Source organism: Pseudomonas sp. CGJS7 (assembly GCF_036961695.1).
The window spans coordinates 1-1,810 of the sequence record NZ_JBAMDI010000286.1 but is presented as its reverse complement, the minus strand read 5'-3'; the positions used below and the strand labels follow the sequence as shown (position 1 = coordinate 1,810).

Sequence of the window (1,810 nt, the reverse complement as noted above, 5' to 3'; positions counted from 1 at the left end):
ACCGCTGGCCCACGACCTGGTCGTGACCCTGAGCAACAATGCCCAGGTCACCATCAAGGCCGGTGAAACCAGCGCGCCGTACACCCACGCTGCGCAGGGCGATGACGTCTACAACGACGCTGGCCAGATCAGCCTGGGCATCAACTCGGCGGTAGACGCCACTGGTGCGACCTTCGAGAACCTAGAGTTGGGCGGTGCCGCGAAGGTGGATGTCACCGACACCACCGACGAAGTGGTGGCCAAGCTGACCGCGACCCCTTCGGTCACCGAAGGCGGCGAGATCACTTACACCATCACGCTGACCAACAAAGACGGTCTGCCAATCAACAACCACAGTGCATTGACCTTCACGCTGAGCGACGGCAAAACCGTCATCACCGTGCCGGCCAATGGCACCGTGGGTACTGCCACCGTGACTGCTCCGGACAACGTCTACGTCGGCAGCAACGACCCTGTCGTGATGTCGATCGCAACCGTTGAAGGCGCGGACGTCGGTAAGTTCGAGCAACTGACACTGGACAAAACCCCGGTCAGCACGTCGGTTACCGACGAGCCGGGCACCCCAGGCAACGAAGGCGACCTGGTCAAGGTCACCATCACGGCCGACCAGACCTCGGTGGCCGAGAACGTCAAACCGACCTTCACCGTGCACGTCAACCAGCCGTTGGCTCACGACCTGGTCGTGACCCTGAGCAACAATGCCCAGGTCACCATCAAGGCCGGCGAAACCAGCGCGCCGTACACCCACGCTGCGCAAGGCGATGACGTCTACAACGATGCGGGCCAGATCAGCCTGGGCATCAACTCGGCAGTGGACGCCACTGGTGCGACCTTCGAGAATCTGCAACTGGGCGGCAACGCTTCGGTTCAAGTGACCGACACCACCGACGAAGTAGTGGCCAAGTTGACCGCGACCCCGTCGGTGACCGAAGGCGGCGAGATTACCTACACCATCACCCTGACCAACAAAGACGGCCTGCCGATCAACAACCACAGTGCATTGACCTTCACACTGAGCGACGGCAAAACCGTCATCACCGTGCCGGCCAACGGTACCGTGGGTACTGCTACCGTCACTGCCCCGGACAACGTCTACGTCGGCACCAACGACCCTGTCGTGATGTCGATCGCAACCGTTGGAGGCGCGGATGTCGGCAAGTTCGAACAGCTGACGCTGGACAAGACCCCGGTCAGCACGTCGGTCACCGACGAGCCAGGCACCCCAGGCAACGAAGGCGACCTGGTCAAGGTCACCATCACGGCCGATCAGACCTCGGTGGCCGAGAACGTCAAACCGACCTTCACCGTGCACGTCAACCAACCGCTGGCCCACGACCTGGTCGTGACCCTGAGCAACAATGCTCAGGTCACCATCAAGGCTGGCGAAACCAGCGCGCCGTACACCCACGCTGCTCAGGGCGATGACGTCTACAACGATGCTGGCCAGATCAGCCTGGGCATCACCTCCGCTGTGGATGTAGACGGTCGCACCTTCGAGAACCTGGAGTTGGGCGGTGCTGCGAAGGTGGATGTCACCGACACCACCGACGAAGTAGTGGCCAAGCTGACCGCCACCCCTTCGGTCACCGAAGGCGGCGAGATCACTTACACCATCACGCTGACCAACAAAGACGGTCTGCCGATCGACAAGCACGCGGCGCTGACCTTTACCCTGGACGATGGCAAAACCACCATCACCATCCCGGCTAACGGTACAACCGGCACTGCCACCGTCACTGCCCCGGACAACGTCTACGTCGGCAGCAACGACCCTGTGATCAAATCGATCGCAACCGTTGAAGGCGCTGAT

The 1,810-nt window shown here is 61.6% G+C and carries 1 protein-coding gene; it reads left to right on the top strand.

Features of this window, described 5'->3' with window-relative positions; all coding sequences use genetic code 11:
- Window positions 1-1,810: immunoglobulin-like domain-containing protein (locus tag V7787_RS52700; RefSeq protein ID WP_336095440.1), on the top strand; the 1,810-nt coding region annotated here is incomplete at both ends.